General features: G+C 65.6%; 24 protein-coding genes. 13 read left to right on the forward strand and 11 right to left on the reverse strand.

The genetic code is table 11. The features are described 5' to 3' along the window. Positions 1-35: 35 nt before the first annotated feature. The 3 genes from FEM01_RS12435 to FEM01_RS12445 form a co-directional block, all read right to left on the reverse strand. Positions 36-1214, reverse strand: coding sequence for an acetyl-CoA C-acetyltransferase (locus FEM01_RS12435; RefSeq protein WP_138219736.1), 1179 nt, complete (start codon positions 1212-1214; stop codon positions 36-38). Positions 1215-1339: 125 nt separating this feature from the next. Then, complete coding sequence (locus tag FEM01_RS12440) at positions 1340-2695, reverse strand: sensor histidine kinase (protein WP_138219737.1); 1356 nt, start codon at positions 2693-2695, stop codon at positions 1340-1342. Beyond that, entirely contained in the window at positions 2692-3357 is a 666-nt protein-coding gene (locus tag FEM01_RS12445) for a response regulator (protein WP_138219738.1), read from the reverse strand. The genes FEM01_RS12440 and FEM01_RS12445 overlap by 4 nt, the downstream gene beginning before the upstream one ends. A gap of 149 nt (positions 3358-3506) precedes the next feature. On the opposite strand from FEM01_RS12445, the gene FEM01_RS12450 reads away from it, so the two are divergent. From FEM01_RS12450 to FEM01_RS12475, 5 genes are all read left to right on the forward strand, one after another. Continuing rightward, positions 3507-3773 (forward strand): PepSY domain-containing protein, encoded by a 267-nt coding sequence (locus FEM01_RS12450; protein ID WP_138219739.1) that lies wholly within the window; start codon positions 3507-3509, stop codon positions 3771-3773. Beyond that, the gene (locus tag FEM01_RS12455; protein ID WP_138219740.1) at positions 3773-4309 is read left to right on the forward strand and encodes a cytochrome b/b6 domain-containing protein; all 537 of its coding nucleotides are present in this window, start codon (positions 3773-3775) and stop codon (positions 4307-4309) included. The genes FEM01_RS12450 and FEM01_RS12455 overlap by 1 nt, the downstream gene beginning before the upstream one ends. Before the next feature lie 16 nt (positions 4310-4325). Next, positions 4326-6002, forward strand: a complete 1677-nt coding sequence (locus FEM01_RS12460) for a phosphoethanolamine transferase (protein ID WP_138219741.1) — start codon at positions 4326-4328, stop codon at positions 6000-6002. Between the two features lie 177 nt (positions 6003-6179). After that, the gene (gene fabV / locus FEM01_RS12465; protein ID WP_205884548.1) at positions 6180-7391 is read left to right on the forward strand and encodes an enoyl-ACP reductase FabV; all 1212 of its coding nucleotides are present in this window, start codon (positions 6180-6182) and stop codon (positions 7389-7391) included. 446 nt (positions 7392-7837) lie between these two features. Next, positions 7838-8746, forward strand: coding sequence for an alpha/beta hydrolase family protein (locus FEM01_RS12475; protein WP_138219743.1), 909 nt, complete (start codon positions 7838-7840; stop codon positions 8744-8746). 27 nt (positions 8747-8773) lie between these two features. Here FEM01_RS12475 and FEM01_RS12480 read toward each other — a convergent pair whose 3' ends face one another. The 5 genes from FEM01_RS12480 to FEM01_RS12500 form a co-directional block, all read right to left on the reverse strand. After that, on the reverse strand, positions 8774-9115 hold the full coding sequence (locus FEM01_RS12480) for a HopJ type III effector protein (RefSeq protein ID WP_138219744.1): 342 nt from the start codon (positions 9113-9115) through the stop codon (positions 8774-8776). Next, positions 9112-9405: a DUF1244 domain-containing protein gene (locus tag FEM01_RS12485; protein WP_138219745.1), complete on the reverse strand. Its 294-nt coding sequence runs from the start codon at positions 9403-9405 to the stop codon at positions 9112-9114. The genes FEM01_RS12480 and FEM01_RS12485 overlap by 4 nt, the downstream gene beginning before the upstream one ends. A 10-nt stretch (positions 9406-9415) precedes the next feature. Then, on the reverse strand, positions 9416-10147 hold the full coding sequence (folM, locus tag FEM01_RS12490) for a dihydromonapterin reductase (protein WP_138219746.1): 732 nt from the start codon (positions 10145-10147) through the stop codon (positions 9416-9418). 7 nt (positions 10148-10154) lie between these two features. Next, positions 10155-10721 carry an antibiotic biosynthesis monooxygenase gene (locus FEM01_RS12495; RefSeq protein WP_138219747.1) on the reverse strand — a complete coding sequence of 189 codons (567 nt, stop codon included), beginning with the start codon at positions 10719-10721 and terminating at the stop codon, positions 10155-10157. A gap of 150 nt (positions 10722-10871) precedes the next feature. Further along, positions 10872-11489 (reverse strand): hypothetical protein, encoded by a 618-nt coding sequence (locus tag FEM01_RS12500; protein WP_138219748.1) that lies wholly within the window; start codon positions 11487-11489, stop codon positions 10872-10874. Between the two features lie 205 nt (positions 11490-11694). Here FEM01_RS12500 and FEM01_RS12505 point away from each other — a divergent pair, with 205 nt between their 5' ends. Beyond that, the gene (locus FEM01_RS12505; RefSeq protein WP_138219749.1) at positions 11695-12150 is read left to right on the forward strand and encodes a flavodoxin; all 456 of its coding nucleotides are present in this window, start codon (positions 11695-11697) and stop codon (positions 12148-12150) included. Between the two features lie 49 nt (positions 12151-12199). On the opposite strand, the gene FEM01_RS12510 is transcribed toward FEM01_RS12505, so the two are convergent. Further along, positions 12200-13078: a LysR family transcriptional regulator gene (locus tag FEM01_RS12510; protein ID WP_138219750.1), complete on the reverse strand. Its 879-nt coding sequence runs from the start codon at positions 13076-13078 to the stop codon at positions 12200-12202. A 100-nt stretch (positions 13079-13178) separates the two neighbouring features. On the opposite strand from FEM01_RS12510, the gene FEM01_RS12515 reads away from it, so the two are divergent. From FEM01_RS12515 to FEM01_RS12530, 4 genes are all read left to right on the forward strand, one after another. Further along, positions 13179-13565: a CidA/LrgA family protein gene (locus FEM01_RS12515; protein WP_138219751.1), complete on the forward strand. Its 387-nt coding sequence runs from the start codon at positions 13179-13181 to the stop codon at positions 13563-13565. Beyond that, positions 13555-14241: an LrgB family protein gene (locus FEM01_RS12520; protein WP_138219752.1), complete on the forward strand. Its 687-nt coding sequence runs from the start codon at positions 13555-13557 to the stop codon at positions 14239-14241. The genes FEM01_RS12515 and FEM01_RS12520 overlap by 11 nt, the downstream gene beginning before the upstream one ends. A 173-nt stretch (positions 14242-14414) precedes the next feature. Next, a complete protein-coding gene (locus FEM01_RS12525) occupies positions 14415-15320 on the forward strand; it encodes an alpha/beta fold hydrolase (protein ID WP_138219753.1) in 906 nt (301 codons plus the stop codon). Between the two features lie 117 nt (positions 15321-15437). Continuing rightward, entirely contained in the window at positions 15438-16346 is a 909-nt protein-coding gene (locus FEM01_RS12530) for an SDR family oxidoreductase (RefSeq protein WP_138219754.1), read from the forward strand. A 273-nt stretch (positions 16347-16619) separates the two neighbouring features. On the opposite strand, the gene FEM01_RS12535 is transcribed toward FEM01_RS12530, so the two are convergent. Beyond that, a complete protein-coding gene (locus FEM01_RS12535) occupies positions 16620-17402 on the reverse strand; it encodes an IclR family transcriptional regulator (RefSeq protein WP_138219755.1) in 783 nt (260 codons plus the stop codon). 198 nt (positions 17403-17600) lie between these two features. Here FEM01_RS12535 and hmgA point away from each other — a divergent pair, with 198 nt between their 5' ends. Genes hmgA through maiA form a run of 3 tightly spaced genes read left to right on the forward strand, consistent with a single transcriptional unit; the run spans position 17601 to position 20844 of the window. Further along, positions 17601-18902, forward strand: a complete 1302-nt coding sequence (gene hmgA / locus FEM01_RS12540; protein ID WP_138219756.1) for a homogentisate 1,2-dioxygenase — start codon at positions 17601-17603, stop codon at positions 18900-18902. 3 nt (positions 18903-18905) lie between these two features. Next, complete coding sequence (fahA, locus tag FEM01_RS12545) at positions 18906-20198, forward strand: fumarylacetoacetase (protein WP_138219757.1); 1293 nt, start codon at positions 18906-18908, stop codon at positions 20196-20198. Between the two features lie 13 nt (positions 20199-20211). Continuing rightward, positions 20212-20844 carry a maleylacetoacetate isomerase gene (maiA, locus tag FEM01_RS12550; RefSeq protein ID WP_138219758.1) on the forward strand — a complete coding sequence of 211 codons (633 nt, stop codon included), beginning with the start codon at positions 20212-20214 and terminating at the stop codon, positions 20842-20844. Here maiA and FEM01_RS12555 read toward each other — a convergent pair. Further along, positions 20838-21644: a SirB1 family protein gene (locus FEM01_RS12555; RefSeq protein ID WP_138219759.1), complete on the reverse strand. Its 807-nt coding sequence runs from the start codon at positions 21642-21644 to the stop codon at positions 20838-20840. The genes maiA and FEM01_RS12555 overlap by 7 nt on opposite strands. Positions 21645-21731: the final 87 nt, after the last annotated feature.

Genomic DNA, 21731 nt, shown 5'->3' on the forward strand with positions numbered 1-21731 from the left:
GGCCCTGTCGTTGGCGCACGACAGGGCCGCAGTGGTCAGCGCTCGATTGCCAACGCCACCCCTTGACCGCCACCGATGCACAGCGTCGCCAGGCCTTTTTTCGCGTCACGCTGAATCATCTCGTGCAGCAAGGTCACCAGTACCCGGCAGCCCGACGCGCCAATCGGATGCCCCAGGGCAATCGCGCCGCCGTTGACGTTGACCTTGCTCGGATCCCATTGCAGTGCCTTGCCCACGGCCAGGGCCTGGGCGGCGAAGGCTTCGTTGGCTTCGATCAGGTCCAGCTCGTCGAGTTGCCAGCCCGCCTTGGCCAGGCAACGCTGGGTCGCCGAGACCGGGCCGATGCCCATGATCGCCGGGTCCACCCCGGCGCTGGCGTAGGCGGCGATCTTCGCCAGTACCGGCAGGCCCAGGGCCTTGGCCTTGCTGGCGCTCATCAGCAGCACGGCGGCGGCGCCATCGTTGAGGCTGGAAGCGTTGCCAGCGGTGACGCTGCCGTCTTGCTTGAAGGCGGCGCGCAGCTTGCCGAGGGACTCTGTGGTGGTGCCGGGGCGTGGCTGTTCGTCGGTGTCGAACACCAGCGTCTGGCCTTTTTTCTGCGCAATGTGAATCGGGGTGATCTCGGCTTTGAATCGCCCGCCCTCGATGGCCGCCAGCGCCTTGCGTTGCGACTCGGCGGCGAAGGCGTCCTGCTGCTCGCGGGTGAGCTGGTACTGGTCTACCAGGTTTTCGGCGGTGATGCCCATGTGGTAGTCGTTGAACGCGTCCCACAGGCCATCGCTGATCATGCTGTCGACCAACTGGCCGTGGCCCATGCGCTGGCCGCTGCGCGCCGAGGGCATCACGTAGGGGGCCAGGCTCATGTTCTCCTGGCCGCCAGCAATCACCACCTCGGCGTCACCGCAGCGAATCGCCTGGGCCGCCAGGTGCAGGGCCTTGAGGCCCGAACCGCAAACCTTGTTCAGGGTCAGTGCGGGTACTGCGAACGGCAGGCCAGCCTTCACGGCGGCCTGGCGCGCGGGGTTCTGGCCGGCACCGGCGGTCAGCACCTGGCCGAGGATCACCTCGTCAACCTGGGCGGGGTCCAGTTGGGTCTGGGCCAGCAGTTGGCGTATGACCGCAGCGCCCAGGTCTACCGCCGACACGTTGGCCAGGGCCCCTTGGAAGCTGCCGATGGCGGTGCGGGTGGCGGCGACGATGACGACTTCGTGCATGGTTGTTCTCCGGGATACGAGCGTGATCGGCACAGCATCGCTGTGCCGCGCTCATTTGAGAAGTTTGTTTTTCTTTGCGATTGATCGGATTTGCAAATCAATCCCGGCCTGTGGACGGGCCGCGCTCAGCCACGGGTCGGCAGGCGAACCTGCACGCCAAAGCCCCCTTCACGGCGGTTGAAGCATTCCAGCCCACCGCCCAGTTGCTCCACCACCAGCGCCACGATCGCCAGCCCCAGCCCGGCGCCCTGTGGGTTGTTGGCGCTGTAGAAACGATCGCTCAGGCGCGCCAGGCGTTCGGCTTCGACCCCGGGACCTTGGTCCAGCACCTGCACGTGTAACCACTGCGCGTGGCGGCGCAGCACCACGCTCACCTCGCTGCCGGCCGGGCTGAACTGCAAGGCATTGCCCACCAGGTTTTGCAGCATCACGGTCACGGCTGTGGGGTCGGCATCCAGCGGGCAGGGGCCGGGCGCGTCCAACACCAGCTCGACCTCGCGGCGCAGCGCCAGCGGCGTCAGTTGCGCCAGTTCCTCGCGGGCCAGGGCATCCAGGCATACGCGTTGGCGGGTCAGGGCCTGGGGCTCCAAGCGGGCCATGGTCAGCAACTGGCTGGCCAGACGGGTGGCGCGCGCCACGCCCTGTTCGAGAAACCCCAGCGCTTCGTCGCGCTCGGCATCGCTGGCGGCGTGGCGCGCATTGCCGGCGTGGATCGCCAGTACCGCCAGCGGTGTGCGCAGCTCATGCGCGGCATCGGCGATGAAACGCCGCTCGCGCTCCAGCAGGCGGGTCAATTGCAGCAATTGATGGTTCAGGGCCTGGGCCATGGGCGCCAGTTCCGCTGGCAGGTCGCTGCAGGCCAGCGGCTCCAGGCTGTCCACCGGCCGTGCGCGCAGGTGCCGGGCCAGGCGCCGCAGGGGCCGCAGGCCCCATCCCAGCAGCAGCCAGATGGCCAGCGCCAGCAGCGGGATGCCCACCAGCGCTGGGGTCAAGGCCTGCTCGGCGATGCGCTGGATCAGGTCCTGGCGCAGATCGTCGCGCTCGCCCACCCAAATCAGCAGGCCGCGCTGGCGGTCTTCGAGCAGCACGCCGCACCAGTCCTGGCCCTGGTACATCAAGTCGTGCACACCGGCGGCAGGCGGCGTCTCCAGTGGTGGTGCGTCGGCTGAGCGCATCAGCAACTGGCCGTCGCTGCGCCACACCTGGAATGCCAGGTTGATCTCGTAGGGGTGGCTGAGCAGCTCGCCGCTGGACAGATCCAGGGCCTGCTCCAGCGCCTGGCGCACGGTCTGCCAGTCCTGCGTGGCGGGCAGCTCCCGGAACAGCCCCTGTAGCACACGTGCCGCTTGCACCAATTGGGCGTCGTAGACGTTCTCGATGTCGCGGTGGCTGTCGCGCAGCACGCTCAGCACCAAACCCAGGCTCCCCACCAGCACCAGCAGCAGGGTCGGCAGCAGGATGCGCGTGCGGATGGCGCTCATGGGGTGTCCTCGACCAGATAGCCGACGCCTCGTACGGTGCGAATCAGCCCGCTGTGCAGCTTGCGCCGCAGGTTGTGTACCAGCACCTCGAGGGTGTTGCCGGGGCCGCTCTCGTGCCAGCCGTAGAGCATCTCGCCCAGCCGTTCGCGGGTCAGCACCGTGCCGGGGCGTGCCAGCAGTTGGTGCAGCAATTGGAATTCCATGGGCGTCAGGGCCACCGGCTGGCCATGGTGGCGCACTTCGAAACGCGCCGGATCCAGGCTCACCCCGGCATGCTCCAGCAGCGGTTGCGCGCGGCCCTGGCTGCGCCGCAGAAGGGCGCGGATGCGCGCCTTCAACTCGTCCACATCGAAGGGTTTCACCAGGTAATCGTCGGCGCCGGCATCCAGCCCCTGGATACGGTCCTGGGTGGCGTCGCGGGCTGTCAGGACCAGCACTGGCACATCGGGCCTGGGGCTGGCGCGCAGGGTTCGCAACAGGTCGAGGCCGTCGCGCCGGGGCAGGCCGAGGTCAAGCAGTACCAGGTCGAAGTTCTCGTCGTTCAGGGCGCGCTGTGCGTCCAGGCCGTCGACCAGCCAGTCCAGGGTGTAGCCCTCGCCGCGCAGGGCCGTGCGGATACCCTGCGCCAGGGCCTTGTCATCTTCCACCAACAGTACGCGCATGCCTCGGGGCCTCCAGTCGAAGGCGCCATGATGGGGCCAGTTTGCAGCCTGTCGCCAAGGGAAATGTAACCAGGCATGACCTACTAAGCTGCCATTAAGCCTGGCCACGCATCGTGCAGGTCCACCTGTTTGAATCGGAGTTCATCGCTATGCGTACATTCCTCGCTTTGGCCCTGCTGCTGGGCAGCACGGGCGCCTTCGCCGCGACCCAGTGCACCACGGCTGACAAAAGCACCTGGCAAGACTCGCAGGCCTTCCAGGCCAAGCTCAAGGAGCAAGGCTACGAGATCAAAAAGTTCAAGGTCACGAAGGGCAACTGCTACGAGATCTACGGCTTGGACAAGGATGGCCGCAAGGTCGAGATCTACCACGACCCGGTCAGCGGCAAGGCCGTGAAGACTGAGATCGAAGACTGATGCAGCCCGCCACGGTACGCCTGTGGGACCCGCTGGTGCGGGTGTGCCACTGGTCGTTCGCCGGTGTGTTCATCGCCAACTACTTCATCAATGAAGAAGGCGAGGACTGGCACCAGTGGCTGGGTTACTACGCCGTGGGCTGCCTGCTGGTGCGGGTGGTCTGGGGTTTCGTCGGGCCGCGCAGTGCGCGCTGGTCCGACTTCTGGCCCACCCCTGCGCGGCTGGCGGCTCACTGCAAGGCGTTGCTGCATAACCAGCCTTATCATCGGCTAGGCCATTCGCCCCTGGGCGCCCTGGTGATGGTGCTGATGCTCGTCTGCATCGCAGGCCTGGGACTGACCGGCTTTTTGGCTGAAGAAGTCGATGCCCTGTGGGGCGCCGACTGGCCGATGGACCTGCACAGCCTGCTGGCCAATAGCTTGCTGGCGCTGGCCGGCGTGCACCTGCTGGCAGCCGTGGTAGAGAGCCTGCGCCTGCGCGAGAACCTACCGCTGTCGATGATGACTGGCCGGCGCCGCCACCGCGACGACCCCTGACCTGCGAGAAATCCCCATGTTGCTGTCCCTCATCTCGCGCCCGGCCCCTGCGCGCGGCGCGGCCTGGTTGCGCCTGTGCGCGCTGGCCAGCCTGAGCTGCGTGTTGCTGCTGGCCGACGACTTCATCCAGCAACTGTTCGGCGGCAACAACCGCGCCGAGTTGGAGGCCGGTTGGGTCGCCGGGCTGTGGGCATTTTGCCTGGCCCTGTGGCTGTGCAACCTGCGCGGCGTGGTCGTGGCTGTGCTGCTGGGGTTCGCCGGCATGCAGTTGTTGCAGTTGGGCAATATCAGCTTCTTCGGTGAGCCGCTCAGCGCCCTCGATATCCACAGCCTGCTGCGCGAGCCGGGCGAGGTGATGCAGACCGCCCGACACAGCCTGGGCATGCACTGGCACGCAGCCCTGAGCGTGTTGCTGCCCTACACCCTGCTGATCGGGCTGCACTGGCACTTGCCTGGGCGGGTGGTGCTGCCGGCCAGCCGCTGGGCGTTGGTGCTGATCGCCGTGGTGCTGTTGGCCAAGCCCTACCGCGCCACGTATCGCAATCTGGATTCCTTCACCCCCGGCCCCAGCCGTAGCGGGCTGCACAACAGCCTCAACGCCTTCTCGGCCTGGGCCGTGCGCCTGGCCTGGCGTGCGCCGCCAGCGTTGCCCGCAGCGCCGTTCGCCGCCTACCGGCTCAACGCCATCCCCAGCAGTGCGCGGCATGTCTGGCTGGTGGTGGCCGATTCGCTGCGCAGCGAGCGCATGGGGGTGTATGGCTATGCCCGGCAGACCACGCCACGCCTGTCGCAGTACCTGAGCCGTCACCCCAGCGCCTTGGTGCGCCCTGGCGTGGCGGCCGGGGTGGCGACTGACGTGAGCCTGCCGTACCTGCTGAACCCGATCCGTGAGCCGGGTCAGGACCATCTGTTGCGCGACGGTCACGTCAACCTGTTCCGCTTCGCCCGTCAGGCCGGCCTGCGCACTTACTGGATTTCGTCCCAGGAATCGCGCCTGCTGGCGCACCTGGGCAGCCGCTACCTGGATGTGTCGATTACCCGCGAGGATCATCCGCTGCGCTTTCTCAAGCGCCAGGACCACGCCTTGCTGGATATCCTCGACCAGCAGCGATTTGCCGCGCGCAATTTCGTGGTGCTCAACCTGCGTACCGCGCACTTGCCCTACGCGCAGAACTACACCCACCAGCCGGGCCAGGCGCCTTGGCCTGACCAAGGCCCTGAAGGGCAGGCCAATGCCTACGACAATTCGATCCACTACCTGGACGGCCTGCTGGAGGAGGTGATCGCGCGTTTCGACCGGCTCGAAGGCGAGCGCTACCTGGTGATCACCGGTGACCACGGTCAGCGCCTGGGCGAGGACGGCAAGTGGGGCCACAACGACCTGGTGCCTGAGGTCAGCGACGTGCCGGTGATCGTCCTCAGCCGTGACGCTCCGGGCCAGGCAATGGCGGCGCTGAGCGCCGAGCGCTGGGTCAGCCATTACGAAATTGGCAAGTGGCTGGCGGCGCGCCTGGGCACGCGCATCGACAACCCCAACCTGCGCAAGGATGAGCACTTCGTCCAGGGCAAGCTGTTGTTCAGTGACAACTTCATTCAGCCGGTGTGCGAGACCGCCACGGGCTTGGTGCACCTGGCGCCGGTGCAGTTGAGCGCGTGGCTGGGCGGGGAGAGACCTGCCGGCTGTGGCGGTTGAGTCGGGCGCCTGGGGTACGCCGCCCAGCAGGCGCATAGCGCAGGGCGGTTTTGCATCGCAGGCCTCACCCCGTAATATGTGTCGGATAACGTCCGGGGGTAGTCTCACCCTCCAGATCAAACGCAAACGCCCCTTATGCGGGCGCTTGCTCAGCCTAAACCTGACGAGGTACAGACATTGGCCATCATTCATCCCAAGGTTCGCGGTTTCATCTGCACCACGACTCACCCGAAGGGCTGCGAGCTCAACGTCCGTGACCAGATCGAAGCCACCCGCAAGCTGGGCGTGCGCGAAGATGGTCCGAAGAAAGTCCTGGTGATCGGTGCTTCCAGCGGCTACGGCCTGGCTGCACGTATCACCGCCGCGTTCGGCTTCAAGGCCGACACCCTGGGCGTGTTCTTCGAAAAGCCGGGCACCGAGACCAAAGCCGGTACCGCCGGCTGGTACAACGCCGCAGCTTTCGACAAGTTCGCCAAGGCTGAAGGCCTGTACAGCAAGTCGATCAACGGCGACGCGTTCTCCGACGAAGCCCGCGCCAAGGTCATCGAGCTGATCAAGAACGAAATGGGCGGCAAGGTCGACCTGGTCATCTACTCGCTGGCCTCGCCGGTGCGCAAGCTGCCGCAGACCGGTGAACTGATCCGTTCCTCGCTCAAGCCGATCGGTCAGCCGTACAAGTCGACCGCCATCGACACCAACAAGGACACCATCATCGAGGCCAGCATCGAGCCGGCCACCGAGCAGGAAATCGCCGACACCGTCACCGTCATGGGTGGTCAGGACTGGCAGCTGTGGATCGATGCCCTGGCCGGCGCCGACGTGCTGGCCGAAGGCGCCCGCACCGTGGCCTTCAGCTACATCGGCACTGAAATCACCTGGCCGATCTACTGGCACGGCGCCCTGGGTCAGGCCAAGCAGGACCTGGACGAAACCGCCCTGCGCCTGGACCGGAAACTGGCCGGCGAAATCAAAGGTGGCGCCAACGTAGCGGTGCTCAAGTCGGTGGTCACCCAGGCCAGCTCGGCCATTCCGGTGATGCCGCTGTACCTGTCGATGGTGTTCAAGATCATGCAGGAGAAGGGCGTCCACGAAGGCACCCAGGACCAGCTCGACCGCATGTTCCGCGACCGCATGTACCGCGCCGACGGCGCCCCGGCCGAAGTCGACGAGAAGGCGCGCCTGCGCCTGGACGACTGGGAACTGCGTGACGACGTACAGGACGCCTGCAAGGCCATGTGGCCACAGGTGACCACCGAGAACCTGTTCGAGCTGACCGACTACGCCGGTTACAAGAAGCAGTTCCTCAACCTGTTCGGCTTCGAGCGCGCTGACGTCAACTACGACGAAGACGTGGCCACCGACGTGAAGTTCGACTGCATCGAGCTGTAAGCCCCGAGGCCTGTACCGGCCCGCTGCCTCCCAGGCAACGCGGGCCATGTAGGAGCGGCCTTGTGCCGCGAAAGGGCTGCGCAGCAGGCCCAGGATCTACGCCATGGCAGGGATCTCGGGGCCGCTTCGCAGCCCTTTCGCGGCACAAGGCCGCTCTCATAGAACTACACATAACTTTTTGATTTAGCAGGGGGCGTGGGAGCGGGCTTGCCCGCGAACACCGGCGAAGCCGGTGCCATACACCGAGTCACCTTCTTCGCGGGCAAGTCGGGGCGCCGAACCGCCGCTCCCACAGGGTACGCGGCGCGCTTGCGAAATCAGTTCTCTGCGCGACAGCGCAGCCCAAAGGGCTGGGTGATCTCCTACAGGTACAGCATTGGCCGGTCTGGCCGGTACAGCCAAGAGTAATTTTGCTAGCGTAGGCGCATACCCGCAGGGAGCGCGCCATGAGCAGCCATACCCAGCCTGCCACCCCCTTTCGCCACACCGCCGCCGACGGCTACAGCCTCGCCGGTTTCCGTTGGCGCCATACTGCCCCCGCGCCCCAGCGCCCGCTGGTGATCATCAACGCCGCCACCTCGGTGCGCTGCCGTTACTACGCGCGTTTCGCCGACTACCTGTTCGCCCAAGGCTTCGATGTGCTGACCTACGACTACCGTGGCATCGGCGAGTCGCGTCCGGCGTCGTTGCGCGGTTTCCAGGCGTCCTGGAGCGACTGGGGCCGGCTGGATTTCGAAGCCATGCTGCAACTGGCCGCTGCCCAATACCCAGGCCAGCCCGTGCATGTGGTGGGGCACAGCTTCGGTGGCTGGGCGCTGGGGCTGGCGCCGTCGGCGGCGCGGGTCGAGCATGCGGTGCTGGTGGGGGCGCAGTTCGCTTACTGGCGCGACTACGCGGCGAACCAGCGTTGGCGCCTGGTTGGCAAATGGCACGTGCTGATGCCGTTGCTGACCCGCGTGTTCGGGTATTTCCCCGGCAAGCGCCTGGGCTGGCTGGAGGACACGCCTGCGGGCGTTGTGCGCGACTGGAGCACGCCCACGCCGCGCTACGAACACCGGCCCAGCGGGCGGCAGCTTGAGCACTTGCCGTTTTCACAGGTGCGCGCGGCAACCCTGGCGCTTAGCCTGACTGACGATCCCTTCGGTACGGTGGCGGCGACCGAGCGTCTGCTGGCCTATGTGCACGGGGCTCAGCGCAGGCATTTGCGCGTGGCGCCTGTGGATATCTCGGTCAGCGAGATCGGGCACTTCGCGTTTTTCCACGATCGCTTTCGCGACCGTTTGTGGCCGATTGCGCTGGGCTGGTTGCGGGAGGGGAGGTTGGCGGCAGATGTGCCGGGTACGGTGATTAGCTGAAAGGGCCGCAAAGCGGCCCCAGCCGTCTTATGCCAGACGCGTCAATGGCTGCGCGGCGAACTTCACGCCCGCCAGCCCATGCTTGATCAGCGCACGAATGTTGCCGTGGTCGCTACCCTCGGGCGTGGCCAGCACGCTGCGGTAGTGCTCGCCGAACGCCAGCAGGGCTTCCTGGTCGCTCAGGCCTTCCAGCAGGGCCAGGCCCAGGGTCTTGCACGACCCTTCGTTCTGGCCGGCGGCGTTGTGTACTTCGCCGTTGTCGAAGGCCTGGGGTTGGTAGCTGTAGTGCGCGGCCACGAACGCCAGGGTGTCGGCGAAGACGTGTTCGCCACTGGCGAGGCTGCGGCGCAGGGTGTTCAGATCGGTCACTGAGGTTTTCCTTTTTCGAACGCCGCCTGTTGCTCGGCGCTGGCTTCTTTCTGGTATTGGGCTTTCCACTCGGCGTAAGGCATGCCGTACACCGCTTCACGGGCGTCATCCAGGCTCAGCTCGAGCTGGCGCTCGTCGGCGGCAGCCTTGTACCACTTGGACAGGCAGTTGCGGCAAAAGCCGGAGAGGTTCATCAGGTCGATGTTCTGCACGTCGGTGCGCTTTTGCAGGTGGTCGACCAGGCGCCGGAACGCGGCGGCTTCGAGTTCGAGCTGTTGTTGTGGAGTCATGGGGCGTCTCTCAGGTCATGCGGTTCTTCAGGTGGCGGCCACCGTTGATGACCACCTGGCTGCCGGTGCTGTACTGACTGTCGAGCAGGAACAGCACGGCGTCGATCAGGGGGCGGGCGCCGGGTTCGAATTCCAGCAGGGCTTTTTGCAAGGTCTGGCGGCGGTAGTGCTCGTCACCGCCTTCCTTGAGGATCAGCAGGCCAGGCAGGATACCGTTGACCCGGACCTTCGGCGCGTACTTTTCGGCGAACGACAGCACCATGTTCTGTAGCGCCGCCTTGGTGGCGGCGTAGCCGATGTGGCTCTTGCTGCCGCGCGAAGAGGTCTCGTCGCAGATGTGGATGATGTCGGCCTTGTCCACGCGGTTCAACAATTCGCCCAGGGCGAGGTTGAGGTGGTAGGGCGCTTCGACGTGCAGGCTGAACATGGTTTGCAGGTTGTCCAAGCCATCGTCGAGCCACAGCGAGGCGTTGTGGATCACCGCGCGCAGGCCGTCGTACTGGCTGTGCAGGTGATCGATCAGGGCCTGGCGGTCTGCGGCGACGGTCAGGTCGGTCCGGAATTGCCGGATGTTCGGGTGCGCCGCGTCGGCGTGAACGTGACGGCTGGCGCTGACCACCGTATGGCCGGCGTTTGCCAGTTCCAGCGCCAGAGCCAGCCCGACACGCTGGCTGGCTCCGGTGATGAGGATTGGGCTATTCATGTTCGGGGCGGTCTGTCGTTTTTGCGGATGCCCCAGCATACCCGAACTAGATAGCCTTGCGGGCCTGCGCCGTGCGTGGCTTGGGTGCGGCATTCAGCCAGCCGGCCAGCAGCCACGTCGACAGCGGGATGAACAGGTACACCATGAGCGGCGTCAGCGCCAGCGTACTCAGCAGCACCCGTGGCACTAGTTCGAGGGCACCCAGCCAATGGCCGAACAGCAGGTTGAACAACAGCGAGACCGGGAAGAACGCCAGCCAGATGGCCGTGGCTTGCTTCCAGCGTGGCGGTTTTTGCACCGTAGCGGTGCCGAACCAGTCGTCGATACCGCTGACGCGCTGCGTCTTGGGGCCTTCGAACAAGCCGTCACCGCGCTTGAGCCAAGCCCGGCGCGAGGCTGAGTGCTCCCACGTGTGCATGCTCTGGTCGCTGGTAAAGCGGAAGATGATCTGGAATTCGTCGCTGCCTGCGGGAGGGGCGAGGATGCCCGAGCCGAGGTAGCCGGGGAAGTCGGTGGCCAGCTGCTCGCCTTCGTGCAGCCAGGCCAGCAGGTCCTGGTAGCGGCCATGGGCAGCGCGGCGCGACACCATCAAGGTGACGGGATGGGTAGACATCGTGTATCTCCTGGCGACGGGGCTGGCGGGTAGCCGGCCCCTTTGGCGTGCGGCCCGGGGTGGTGGGCGGCGCAAGCTTGCTTGCAAGAATCGGGCAAGGATTATCGCTGATTCGGCGGCGCTGCAGTAGCTGTTCGTCGGCGTGGGGGGTCAGACGTTGGCTTGCGCGTGCAGCTCGGGGTGGGCCTGGCGATGGGCCTGGAGGATATAGTCGCGCAGGCGCTCGATCTCTTCGGCCGGGCTGGGGGTCAGGTCGTAGGCGGCCAGGTCTTTGCTGATACGTCGGCGCAGGGTGCCACTCAAGCCAATCGGCGGGATGCCTTCTGGGGCGAAGCGCAGGTCGAAGCGCGAAGGCGCCTGGGACAAACCGCGCAGCTCCAGGCGCACGCCTTTGAACGAAATGTCGCGCACCCACAGCGCGCTAGGCTGGCCATGCGCGTCGAGCAGCGCCGACGGTTGCGCCAGCGACAGGCGCCAGGGCCGCAGCATCGGGCCGTCTTCGTAGATATCGGGCGCGCCCAGTTGCAGGTGCACGGCATGGAATTCATCTTCCACCAATTGCAGTGGGAAGCTGATTTGTTGGTTGTTGAAGTTGGCCTGCAACGTCACGTGTTCGTTGGCCACCAGGCGGGTGAGCAGATCTTTCAGGCGGCGGTCGCCGTTGACCAACAGGCTCGACATTGGGTCGGCCAGGTTCAACTGCGGGGTGTGCTGCATATCCTGGATGAAGTCCAGCTCGTCCTGAGAGAGAAGGGCGTCTGCTTGCATGGTCGAACTCGATGGGCAATCGAAAAGGGCGATGGAGGCACGGCGATTGACCGCGGCGAACGCGATTGGTTCCCGTCATTGGTCGGGTGCGGCGCGCGCCGCTGACGGCAGGCTTTCGGCGCGGGTGCGCTCGAGGAATGCGGCCTTTTGCCACTGCTGAGTGCTAGTATCCTACGTTTTCACTCAGTTTCGGAATGCTCTCCCGATGAAAGTCGCCATTATTTCCGGTTCGGTGTACGGCACCGCCGAAGAAGTCGCCCGCCATGCCGAATCGCTGCTCAACGCCGCCGGCTTGCACGCCTGGCACGCGGCCCGTGCTACCCAGCAGGACCTGGAAGGTTTCGCCCCGCAAGCGCTGCTGGCGGTAACCTCGACCACTGGCATGGGCGAGCTACCCGACAGCCTGATGCCGCTGTACAGCACGCTACGCGACACCCTGCCTGCCGCCTGGCGCGGCTTGCCGGGGGCGGTGATCGCCCTGGGCGATGCGAGCTACGGCGACACCTACTGCGCGGGCGGCGAGCAACTGCGTGAGCTGTTCGCTGAACTGGGCGTGCGGGAAGTGCTGCCGATGCTGCGCCTGGACGCCAGCGAGACCGTCACCCCGGAAACCGATGCCGAACCCTGGTTGGCCGAGTTCGCCGCAGCCCTCAAGGGCTGATGCCGGTGGCAGGGCAAGGCGCCGCGCCGACTTGCCCTGCGCCATCGCCTCAGCGTGCTTCTTGCAACAGGGCCAACCAGGCCTGCGCCGCCCGTGACAGATACGCCCCTCGGCGCCAGATGAAGGCGATGTCCCAACGCAGGTCATCTGGCGCGCGCAACGGCAAGCGCACGACCCCCGGGCGCTCCAGTGCCCGCGCGACGATAGCCGGCAACAGCACCACCCCTTGGCCGGCTGCCACCAGCGCGACGAGAAAGTCCGCCTGGCCGCTGCGGCCGCCTTCCTTGGGCGTGAAGCCCTCGCGCTGACAGGCGCTGAGCAAGCGGTCATTGAGCACGAAGCTGCGCTGATAAAGCAGGAACGGCGTGTCGGCCAACTGTGCCAGTGCCACCTCGGGCAGGCCGGCCAGCGGGTGATCGACCGGCAACAGGGCATCGAGCGGCTCGTTGCAGAACGGTTGGTAGTCAAAGGTCGGGTCGCTGGGCGTCAGGCTGCCGCCCAGTTCCAACTCGCCACTGTTCACCGCCTGCTCGACCATGCGACTGCCGCCTTCGAGCAACTGGATGGCGATGTTGGGGTAGCGCCGACGGTACTCGGCGAACAGCCCGGCGAACAGCGCATCGCTGCCCAGCAGCGGCAGGCCCAGGCGCAGCTCGCCACGGGCCATCTGGCCCAGGTCGTCAAGCTCGTTCAGCAACTCTTGGCGCTGGCGCAGCATCAGCTCACCGCGTTCCAGCACGATGCGCCCGGCAGCGGTCAGGTGCAGTTGCGAGCCGTGGCGCTCCAGCAGCGGCTGGCCGATGCTGTGTTCGAGCTGGGCAACCTGCTTGCTCACTGCCGATTGGCTGATGTGCAGGGTGCTGGCCGCTTGGGTGAAGCCGCCTCGATGGACCACTTCGATAAAGCTGCGCAGTTGCTTGAAATCCATGGCTTCGATTCCATTGTGGAATGGCTTCAAGTCTAACAATTCGCTTCTGGCGTGGGTGGGCGACTTTTACAATGGCGACGTTGCCGAGGAAGCCCCGCCCATGAACCGTACATTACTGAACAAGACCCTGCGCCTGCTGCTGGAGCTGGCGGTGCTGCTCGCGCTGTTTCTGATCGGCGGCCAGCTCGCCGCTTGGCTCGGCTGGCCAATCCCTGGTGGCGTGATGGGCCTGGCGCTGTTGCTGATGCTGTTCGCCAGCGGCGTGCTCAAGCCTGCGGCCCTGCAATTGGGCGCCGCTTGGCTGATGGCCGAGATGCTGCTGTTTTTCATTCCCGCGCTGATGAGCCTGCTGGACTACGGCACGCTACTGCGCAACGAGGGCGGGCGCATCCTGCTGGTGATCGCCCTGAGCACCCTGCTGGTGATGCTGGTCACCGCGCTCACGGTCGAGGCGGTGTGCCGTTGGAGGCTGCGTCATGAACCTTGAACCGATGTCGCTGTTCTGGCTTGTCTTCACCCTGCTTGCCTACCTGGGGAGCCGTTGGTTGTACCGGCGTACCGGGCGTTACCTGCTGTCGCCGTTGATCCTGGTGCCTGCGCTGTTGCTGGCCGTGGCCGTACCGCTGCATACCGCGTATGCCGAGTACGCGCGCAACACCCATTGGCTGATGGGGGTGCTGGGGCCTGTGACCGTGGCCTTTGCCGTGCCGATCTGGCAACAGCGTGCATTGCTCGCCCGGCACTGGCCTGCGCTGCTGCTGGGCATGCTGGCCGGCAGCGTGGCTTCGATCGGCAGCTCCTGGGCGCTGGCCCATGGGTTGGCACTGGATGAGGCGGTGAGTGTGTCGCTGCTGCCGCGTTCGATCACCACCCCGTTCGCCATGCCGGTAGCCCAGGACCTGGGCGGGGTGCCAGAATTGACGGCGGTCTTCGTGATGGTCACAGGCGTGCTCGGCGCGCTGTTCGGCGGCATCCTGCTGCGCTGGCTACCGTTGCGTACCCCGTTGGCCCGTGGCGCGCTGTTTGGCGTGGGCGCCCACGGTGCCGGGGTGAGCCGCGCTCGGGAAGTCGGGGGTGAAGAAGGCTCGGTGGCCGGCCTGGTCATGGTCCTGACCGGCCTGCTCAATCTGTTCGCCGCGCCCCTGTTGGTGAAGCTGCTGTGACCGTTCGTGCCACCGGCTCGCACGGTCACTAGGCTGGCTGCCAAGGCAACTTAATACCTTTGTATTGCCTTCTAGACTGATCCTCGACATAGAGAGCACACGCATGTGCCGAGGTAACGTGCAATGAACGCAGCCTTGCCCTATTCCGACACTTACACACCGGGACACCGCTGATGCCACTGGCTGAAATTCCACTGTGCGTCTGGCGCACCCGGAGCCAGGGTTTCACCTTCCGGGGCCAGAGCATTCGATACTGGACAGCAGGGCAAGGAGAGCCACTGCTATTGCTTCACGGTTTCCCCACCGCCAGCTGGGATTGGCACTACCTGTGGGGGCCGCTCACCCAACGCTTTCGCGTGGTGGCCTGCGACATGCTCGGCTTTGGCGATTCGGCCAAGCCGGCAGACCACGACTACAGCCTGCTGGAGCAGGCCGACCTGCAGCAGGCGTTGCTGGCGCACCTGAACATCGAGGCGCCGGTGCACCTACTGGCCCATGATTATGGCGCCAGTGTCGCCCAGGAACTGCTCGCGCGGCACCACGAGCAGCGCCTGGAGATCGCCAGCTGCGTGTTCCTCAACAGTGGGCTGTTTCCCGAACTGTGCCGGGTGTTGCTGATCCAGAAACTGCTGCTCAGCCGCGTAGGCTGGCTGGTCGGGCGCTCGTTCAGCCGTGACGATCTGGTGCGCAATGTCAGCCAGGTGTATGGGCCCTGTACCCACCCCAGCGAGAGTGCGCTGGACGACATGTGGAGCCTGATCACCGCCAACCGCGGCTCTCGCATCATGCACAAGCTGATCAACTTCATGCACGAGCGCTTTGCCCTGCGCGAGCGCTGGGTCGGTGCACTGCAACGCGATGGCGTGCCGCTGCGCCTGATCAATGGCGTGGTCGATCCGCTGTCAGGGGCGCACATGCTCGAACATTACCAACAGGCGGTGCCGGGCGCGGATACGGTGGCGTTGCAGGGTATCGGCCACTACCCGCACACCGAGGCGCCGGTGCAGGTGCTGCGCCACTACCTGGCATTTCGCGAGCAGCCGTTGGCCTACATCCCGCAGAAAATCGCCTGGTCCTGACCCGGCGATCATCGCGCTGCGTTATCACCCGGCATTCGCCAGGGTGGCGCTTGATTGTCCGCTTGTGGTCGCTGGCGGACACTGCCAGGCATCCTTTCCTTGCCTGGAGCACAGTCGATGAGCGAACCGGTACGTCTTGAAGATCGAGTGGTGGTGGTCACCGGTGCCGGTGGTGGCCTGGGGCGGGCCCATGCGCTGCTGTTCGCCGCGCACGGCGCGCAGGTGGTAGTCAACGACCTGGGTGGCTCGACCTTTGGCGAGGGCGCCAGCGTATCGGCCGCCGACCGGGTGGTACAAGAGATCCGCGCGGCCGGTGGCACCGCCGTGGCCAACCACGACTCGGTCACCGATGGCGCGCGTATCGTCGAGCAGGCGCTGGACAGCTTTGGGCGTGTCGATGTGCTGGTGAACAACGCTGGCATCCTGCGCGACAAGACCTTCCACAAGATGGACGACAGCGACTGGGAGCAGGTCTACCAGGTGCATGTCGAAGGCGCCTACAAAGTCACCCATGCCGCTTGGCCACACCTGCGTGCGCAGAACTGGGGGCGGGTGATTTTCACCGCCTCGACCTCGGGTATCTACGGCAACTTCGGCCAGGCCAACTACAGCATGGCCAAGCTCGGCCTCTATGGGCTGACCCGCACCTTGGCCATCGAAGGTCGCCGGAACGGCATTTTGGTCAACGCCATTGCCCCGACTGGCGGTACGCGCATGACCGAGGGCTTGATTCCTGCACAGGTGTTCGAGCGGCTTAAGCCCGAATTGGTCAGCCCGCTGGTGGTCTACCTGGGCAGCGAGCAGTGCCAGGACAGCGGCGCGTTGTTCGAGGTCGGCGGCGGCTGGGTGGGCAAGGTGCGCTGGGAGCGCAGCCTGGGGGTCGGGTTCGATCCGCGTGAAGGCTTCACGCCGGAGCAGGTGGCGCAGAACTGGGCGCGTATCGGTGATTTCGACGGCGCCGTGCACCCCGATGACAGCGTGCAGGCATTGCAGCAGATGATGGAGAACCTACAGCGCCATGCGTAGGTGTGCCGACAGGCATAAAAAAGGCCGCTGCAAACGCAGCGGCCAATCGAGACGTTAGATCAAGGAGCTTCAAAATCAACGTCGGTGAACCTGGGCGGGCGTGAAGGGCGAGGGGGAGATGCCCTTCGTGCCGGCCAGTGAGATCAGAATAAGCGCTTGATCCTGTAGGAAAAATACCTACTCATGACATTCACCTTTACGTTTCGGGTAAAAGTGCGGCGGCGACTATAGCCATTCCAGCTGCGCAACAGGCGTAATGCTTTGTAAGGGTTTCTAAGGGTTGCCGCTAAATCCCATCCGCCAACTGACCGCCTGGGCTGCGGCCAGCAGGCGCTCGGCTGCCGGGCCGTGTGCGTCGGCATGGAAGATCGAGGTTGGCCCGACCACGGTCATCACCGCGGCAATCTGCCCCATGGCATTGAATACCGGCGCCGACAGGGCATCGACCCCTGGCATCAGCAAGCCATGTACATGGTGCAGGCCGCGTGCGCGGATCTCGGCCAGCAGCGGTGCATAGTGCTCGGCACGCTGAGCCATGGCCGCCAACTCGCGCGCTTTCAGCTCGGCGGTTTCGCGCTCCGGCAGGTGCGCTGCGAACACCAGGCCGGTGGACGAACTCAGCAGTGGCAGTACCGAGCCAATCTGCGTCACCACCGTCACCGCGCGCACCGCAGGCTCGATGCTCACCACGGTTGCGCCCTGGTTACCCCACACGGCGATGAAGCAGCTTTCGTTGAGGGCGTCGCGCAACGCCGACAGCGGCAGCGCGGCGACTTTCAGCACATCGATGCTGCCCAGCGCCGCCATGCCCACGCGCAGCGCCTCTCGGCCCAGGCCGTAATGGTTGGTGGCCGGATCCTGTTCAGCGAAGCCGCTGGCGATCAACGCTTGCAGGTAGCGGTGCACCTTGCTGGCCGGCATGTCGACGTGCTCGGCCAGACGCGACAGCGAAGTGGACGGCGAGAGTTCGGCCAGGGCCTTGAGGATGTCGGTGCCGACTTCCGCCGAGCGGACCTTCTGTTTGCCGTTGTCGGCGCTGCTGCTGGCTTTGCTCATGGTGAACTTCTGTGTGGGATATTTCGGGTTGGCGCCTTTATAGCTTGACGCCCACGTGGGAGCAAATTACGTTATTCGTAATCTGATTACGATAAAAACAATGCAGACGCGCTGCCAGCCTGGGCCCATTCGGGGTTGTACAGGGTTGGGCTTTGCAGCCAGCTGCCCGCAGAGGCTCCCCGCAGCCCGGAGGCACCGATGACCCGCAGTACCCCTTGTGAACTCGCCTACCTGAGCGGCTTTGGCAACGAATTTGCCAGCGAAGCCCTGCCCGGCGCCCTGCCGGTGGGGCAGAACTCGCCACAAAAGGCGCCCTACGGCCTGTACGCCGAACTGCTCTCGGGCACCGCATTCACCATGGCCCGCAGCGAATTGCGACGCACCTGGCTGTACCGCATTCGCCCCTCGGCGCTGCACCCGCGTTTCGAGCGCCTGGCCCATCAGCCCCTGAGCGGCGCCCTGGGGCCTGCCAACCCCAATCGCCTGCGCTGGAATCCGCAACCCATGCCGGCCGAGCCCACCGACTTCATCGAAGGCTGGGTGCCGATGGTGGCCAACGCCCCGGCGGACAAGCCGGCCGGCGTAAGCGTGTACATCTACCGGGCCAATCGTTCGATGCAGCGGGTGTTCTTCAACGCCGATGGCGAGTTGCTGCTGGTGCCGGAGCACGGTCGCCTGCGCATCGCGACCGAACTGGGGGTGCTGCAGGTCGAGCCGCTGGAGATTGCGGTAATCCCTCGGGGCATGAAGTTTCGCGTGGAGTTGCTCGACAGCCAGGCGCGTGGCTACCTCGCCGAGAACCACGGCGCGCCGCTGCGCCTGCCAGACCTGGGCCCGATCGGCAGCAACGGCCTGGCCAACCCGCGCGATTTCCTCACCCCTGTCGCCCACTACGAAGAGGCCAGCGGCCCTGTGCAACTGGTGCAGAAGTTTTTGGGCGAGCACTGGGCTTGCGAGTTGTCGCACTCGCCCTTGGACGTGGTCGCCTGGCATGGCAGCAACGTGCCGTACAAGTACGACCTGCGCCGTTTCAACACCCTTGGCACGGTCAGCTTCGACCATCCCGATCCGTCGATTTTCACCGTGTTGACCTCACCCAGCAGTGTGCATGGCCTGGCCAACATGGATTTCGTGATCTTCCCGCCGCGCTGGATGGTGGCCGAGAACACGTTCCGGCCACCGTGGTTCCACCGCAACCTGATGAACGAGTTCATGGGCCTGATCCAGGGCGCCTACGATGCCAAGGCCGAAGGTTTCCTGCCGGGCGGCGCCTCGTTGCATGGCGTGATGAGTGCCCACGGCCCGGACGCCGAAACGTGCGACAAGGCCATCGCCGCCGACCTCGCACCGCACAAGATCGACAACACCATGGCCTTCATGTTCGAGACCAGCCAGGTGTTGCGTGCGAGTCAGCAGGCTTTGGACAGCCCACAGTTGCAAGCCGATTACGACAGTTGCTGGGCGAGCCTGCCGAGCACCTTCAACCCGAACTGGAGATGACCGATGACCCCCACACCCCTTGCCCTTAGCTGGGTTACGCACGCCAACGGGCACCGCGACTTTCCGCTGCAGAACCTGCCGCTCGGCATCTTCAGCCGTCCGGGGCAGGCACCGCGTTGTGGCGTGGCCATTGGTGAGGCCACCCTGGATATCGAGGCCGTGCTGGCCGCTGGCCTGTTCGACGGTGCCGCCAAGGCCGCCGCCGAAGCCACCCGAGGCGGTGCGCTGAATGCCTTCTTCGCGCTCGGCCGTCCGGCCCGCGTCGCGTTGCGCGAACGTCTGCTGGCGTTGCTTGGCGAGGACAGCGAGCACCAGCAGGTGCTGGCGCCGCTGTTGTACCCGGCCAGCGAATGCCACATGCACCTGCCGGCCAAGGTCGGCGACTACACCGATTTCTACGTGGGCATCCAGCACGCGACCAACGTCGGCAAGCTGTTCCGCCCGGACAACCCCTTGTTGCCCAACTACAAGTACGTGCCCATCGGCTACCATGGCCGCGCTTCCACCTTGCGTCCGTCAGGCACCGACGTACGCCGTCCCAAGGGCCAGACCTTGCCTGCCGGGCAGAGCGAGCCAAGCTTCGGCCCGTGCGCGCGGCTGGACTATGAACTGGAACTGGGGATCTGGATTGGCCAGGGCAATGAGATGGGTCAGGCCATCCCGATTGGCGAGGCTGACACGCACCTGGCTGGCCTGTGCCTGCTCAACGATTGGTCGGCGCGGGATATCCAGGCGTGGGAATACCAGCCGCTCGGCCCGTTTCTGTCTAAGAGCTTCATCACTAGCCTGTCCCCCTGGGTGGTGACTGCCGAGGCGCTGGCGCCGTTCCGTTGCGCCCAGCCACCGCGTCCCGACGGGGACCCGCAGCCGTTGCCCTACCTGCTCGATGCCCGTGATCAGGCCAACGGCGCCTTCGACATCGAGTTGGAGGTGCTGCTGCTGACCGCGCGCATGCGCGAGCAGCAACTGCCCGCGCACCGCCTGGGATTGAGCAATACCTTGAACATGTACTGGACCGTGGCGCAGTTGATCGCCCACCACAGTGTCAATGGCTGCGCGTTGCAGCCGGGCGACTTGTTCGGTTCCGGCACCTTGTCCGGTGCCAGCGCCGATTCGTTCGGCAGCCTGCTGGAGATCACCGAAGGCGGCAAGCATCCGGTCGAGCTGGCCAGTGGCGAGGTACGCAGGTTCCTCGAAGACGGCGACGAGATCATCCTGCGCGCCCGTTGCGTGCGTGAAGGGGTGGCCAGCATCGGCTTTGGCGAGTGTCGCGGCACGGTCGTCGCGGCGAACTGAGGAGGGCAGGGCGATGGAGCTGTTCGGCTATTACCGTTCCACCTCATCGTACCGGGTGCGCATCGCCCTGGCGCTCAAAGGCCTGGATTACCAGGCAGTGCCGGTGAACCTGCTCAAAGGCGAGCAGCACGCGGCCGACTACGTGGCGTTCAACCCCCAGGGGCGCGTGCCGGCGTTGCGTCTGGACAGCGGTGAGCGGCTGCTGCAATCGCCGGCGATCATCGAGTACCTCGAAGAGGTGTATCCCCAGCCTGCGCTGCTGCCAAGCCGCAGCGAGGCACGGGCCAAGGTACGCGGTGTGGCGGCGATCATCGGTTGCGACGTGCACCCACTGCACAACGTCAGCGTGCTCAACCAACTGCGTCAGTGGGGGCATGCTGAGGGGCAGGTCAACCAGTGGATCAGCCACTGGATTGGCCTGGGACTGGCGGCGGTGGAGCAGTTGATCGGTGACCAGGGCTTCTGCTTTGGCGACGCGCCGGGGCTGGCGGATGTCTATCTGATTCCGCAGGTGTATGCGGCTCAGCGCTTCAACGTCGACATGAGCGACTACCCGCGTATTCGCCGGGTCGTGGCCCTGGCCGAGGTGCATCCGGCCTTCGCCCAAGCGCATCCTGCACGCCAGGCGGATGCACCGGTTCAGTGAAGCGAGCGCTTGTCCGACGGCAGTTGTCCGAGGCGCTCGCTCAGTTTCACCCGCTGCGCTGGGTCGTCAGTGAGCAGTAACGCATGCTCCAGGTCGAAACGTTCGGCCTGGGGGCATTCGAGCTGCTGGTACAGGGTGGCGCGGGCCAGGTAGTCGCTGACCTGCACCGGCCCCAACTGCATGACCCGCTCGGCGTCCACCAGCGCGGCCAGGGCGTTGTCGTTACTGCTGTGCAACTGGCGCAGGTTACGTGACAGGCGTTGGAGCATCTGCCGCGCGCTGGCGCTGCGCATGTGCTCGGCGCTCAGCTGCATCTTTGCGCCGTACTGGCGGGCCAGCAGTTCACGGCAGTCGGCAGGGTATAGGCGGCGCCCGCCACAGGGATCGAGCAAGTGATCGGCGCCGGGCACGCGCAGCAGGAAGTGTCCTGGGAAGTTGACCCCTTCCAGTGGAATCGATAGGCGTTGCGCCAACTCCATCGCCAGGATGGCCAGCACCAGCGGTTGGCCACGGCGGCGTTGCAGCACTTTGTCCATCAATGCCGCTTGCGGGCGCAGTGGCAGGTACTCGTCCTGCTGGAAGCCCAAGGCATTGAGCTGGCGCAGCAATGGTTGGGCCAGCTCGCTCAGCGGCAGCATGGGCAGGCGGGTACTGATCTCGCGTTGCAAGGCGTGCACTTGGTTGAGGCAGGCGCTGAGGTCGACGCTGCGGTCATGCTCGGTGGCGATGCACAGCGCCGCTTCCAGCAGGGCGACCGGCTCGCGATCCAGGCAGGCCAGGCAGGCTTGGCGTGGGTTCATGGGGACTCTCCGTCACGCTTGTACTTTTAGCCCCAGTGCAGGTTTTCGTCCAGTGGTCTGCCCAGGCCGCGCTCGACCGGCGCGTGC

The organism is Pseudomonas mosselii (genome assembly GCF_005796105.1).
GTDB classification, from domain to species: domain Bacteria; phylum Pseudomonadota; class Gammaproteobacteria; order Pseudomonadales; family Pseudomonadaceae; genus Aquipseudomonas; species Aquipseudomonas mosselii_C.